This is a genomic window from Psychrosphaera sp. 1_MG-2023 (genome assembly GCF_030548245.1).
Taxonomy (GTDB): domain Bacteria; phylum Pseudomonadota; class Gammaproteobacteria; order Enterobacterales; family Alteromonadaceae; genus Psychrosphaera; species Psychrosphaera algicola.
Genome location: NZ_JAUORW010000045.1, coordinates 1 through 2,383, shown reverse-complemented (window position 1 = coordinate 2,383; position 2,383 = coordinate 1). Strand labels below are relative to the sequence as shown.

Annotated in this window: 4 protein-coding genes; all 4 read left to right on the top strand. The window is 35.7% G+C overall.

Going from position 1 to position 2,383, the window contains the following annotated elements; genetic code table 11:
• The first annotated feature begins 181 nt into the window (after window positions 1-181).
• The 4 genes from Q4575_RS19620 (at window position 182) to Q4575_RS19605 (ending at window position 2,305) form a co-directional block, all read left to right on the top strand.
• A complete protein-coding gene (locus Q4575_RS19620; protein WP_215962754.1) occupies window positions 182-529 on the top strand; it encodes a hypothetical protein in 348 nt (115 codons plus the stop codon).
• Between the two features lie 99 nt (window positions 530-628).
• The gene (locus tag Q4575_RS19615; protein WP_215962751.1) at window positions 629-1,093 is read left to right on the top strand and encodes a hypothetical protein; all 465 of its coding nucleotides are present in this window, start codon (window positions 629-631) and stop codon (window positions 1,091-1,093) included.
• Between the two features lie 180 nt (window positions 1,094-1,273).
• Window positions 1,274-1,720, top strand: coding sequence for a hypothetical protein (locus tag Q4575_RS19610; RefSeq protein ID WP_303523930.1), 447 nt, complete (start codon window positions 1,274-1,276; stop codon window positions 1,718-1,720).
• Between the two features lie 120 nt (window positions 1,721-1,840).
• Entirely contained in the window at window positions 1,841-2,305 is a 465-nt protein-coding gene (locus Q4575_RS19605) for a hypothetical protein (RefSeq protein ID WP_303523929.1), read from the top strand.
• Window positions 2,306-2,383 lie beyond the last annotated feature (78 nt).

Below are 2,383 nucleotides of genomic sequence, written 5' to 3'. Positions count from 1 at the left end.
CGTAAGCAACAGAAGCATATTCCGCTTATTAATGAGCTAGGTAAACAGATTAATTAGTGGAACGGAGCAACTATAAGTCATTCAAAAGGACAAAAAACAGTTTGCTTTTGCTCCTTCGTCGCTTATTTTAGCAAACTATTTTTAGCCTCTTAATGAGGCGTTAGGTTTCAAGGAGAATGTTGTGAAATTGGTTGGCTCTAAAACTGAAAAGGAAATAAAGTCGGAGCTTTTAAGAAATACATCATCCGTATTTTCAAAATCAGTTGAGTCTCACGTAAAAACCTTCTTTTTAGATAATGACTTGGATACAACTCAAGTGATTGTTTTAGACTCCTTTCCGGATGACAGAATTGTTTATTATTGGTTACTTATTGAATCACGGATGGTTGGTAGAGTTGAAGTCGAGCTAGATTGTCCTGAGTGTACAGGCATGGATACTTTTACTCTTCTAGAATATCGTCATAAATTAAGTAAGATCCAACAAATAAAACTAGCTGTTGCAATGGAGTTATTAGCAACTGAAACCTAACAAGAATTTCAAGCGGGACTGCTAACAGTTTGCTCGTTTTCGCTTCGCTACACAATTTTAGCAAACTATTATCAGCCCCTTAAATGGGCGTTATAGCTCATGATGAAAAATTTACTATTTGTGATATCAATACTTCCATCAATATTATTTGCTGAAGGGACAACTGTCTTAAGTCCAACTGAAGCTAAAGAATTCGGAATTATTTTTAAACCATGGACTTTTTTTAAAGAGTACGAGATCGAAGAACACAAAGAATTTAGCGATTGCACATATTTCGAGATTCGTTTCCCCCAGACAAAACCGAACGGCTCAAAACCCAAATATATTAAAGTCGGGGTAGACGTTCTGTTTAATAAAAGGACTATTGCGTTGTTAGAGCTACCAATGCTGACTGACGTAGAGAATTCAGACATTCAATATGCTTACGGCTGTCTACCTTTAAAAGACGAATTTGATGTTAGCCTTACTTTTATTTATGGAACTGGAGGGCTGTGCTTTCCGTCATATAGCGTTCCAAGTGTTAAAAAGTATCTCAAAGAACTTAATATGTTAAAAGAGCTATAACAAGTCGATAAAGTAAAAGGACATAAAATCATTGGCTTGTCACTCGTGCCTCGCTAAAGTATAACCAATAATTTTATTGCCTCTTATCGAGGCGTTAGGTTTCATTTCTATATGAGAGTAATTTTCTTAATTGTTTTAGTTCTTATGGTAACTGGATGCACTATTAACAGGCCCACTGAATTGGAACTTGCCGATTTTAATCCCCATAATAGCTTTGAAAATAAAGCTATTATGGGCTTTGCCAATGTGATCTTAATTGATCCAACTTTTTATTATTACGGACCTCGTAGGGCTGATTATAAGATAATCGATTTCTCTCAGAATACTAAAAATATTAAGTTGTATTACGCAGACTATATTGCAATAAATATATGTGCAGGAGAGTATGTCATTCAAAGCCAATACTTTATGAGTGGAGAGAAATCAGGAGACATTACAGATTGGGGGAAAGTTAAATTACGAAAAAATATGTCTAACTATTTTCTCGCTAAATCAAGTGGCTTAACACAAATCTCTGAAATAGAAGCTTTATGGTGGTTAGATAAACTAAATTCAAAAATGAGCGATATCTATCTGACTTCGAAGGACATTACCGGTTACGTCGATAGTAAAGTTCAGTGTAATTGAAACCTAACAAGTCGATGAAGTAAAAGGACAAAAATAAATTGGCTTACCGCTCCTTCGTCGCTAAAGTATAACCAATTTATTTTTGCCTCTTATCGAGGCGTTAGGTTACTAGGAGAATCTGTGAAAAAAGTTCTTACTTCAGTTTTATTAGCGGTAACTATTGCTGGTTGTAAATCCACACCATCTAAACCAATTGTTTTATACACGGAGCCAGCGGTATCTGAAAAAACAGCGACATTTGTTGGCGAAGATAGTGAGGCTGTTATTTTTGGAAAAGGTCACGAGAAAATCCATATATGTAAAGTCAATGGAGAATCTATTCCTTTGATAGATGTTGATCGAAAAATACTAGTAGAGGCTGGCCAGCACACATTGAATGTTTGCTATCGTGAAGGTGGAAATTCAGCAGAAGCCTCATTTGTAGCCAATGTTGCAGCTGGAGCTCAATATAAAGTTAAACTTGGTGAGCACTCTTGGACTAAAGTTAACTTTTCAATCGCAGAACAGCAAACAAATAGCAATCTAGTTGAACTGGTAACAGTTCCTAAAATAGCTGGTAACATAACTATTCTAGTGTTTCAGTAACCTAACACATATGAACCTTCTTCCGTCAAATAGACAATAGGATCTTTTTTAGCTGCTGTTAGGCAGCTAATTGTATTC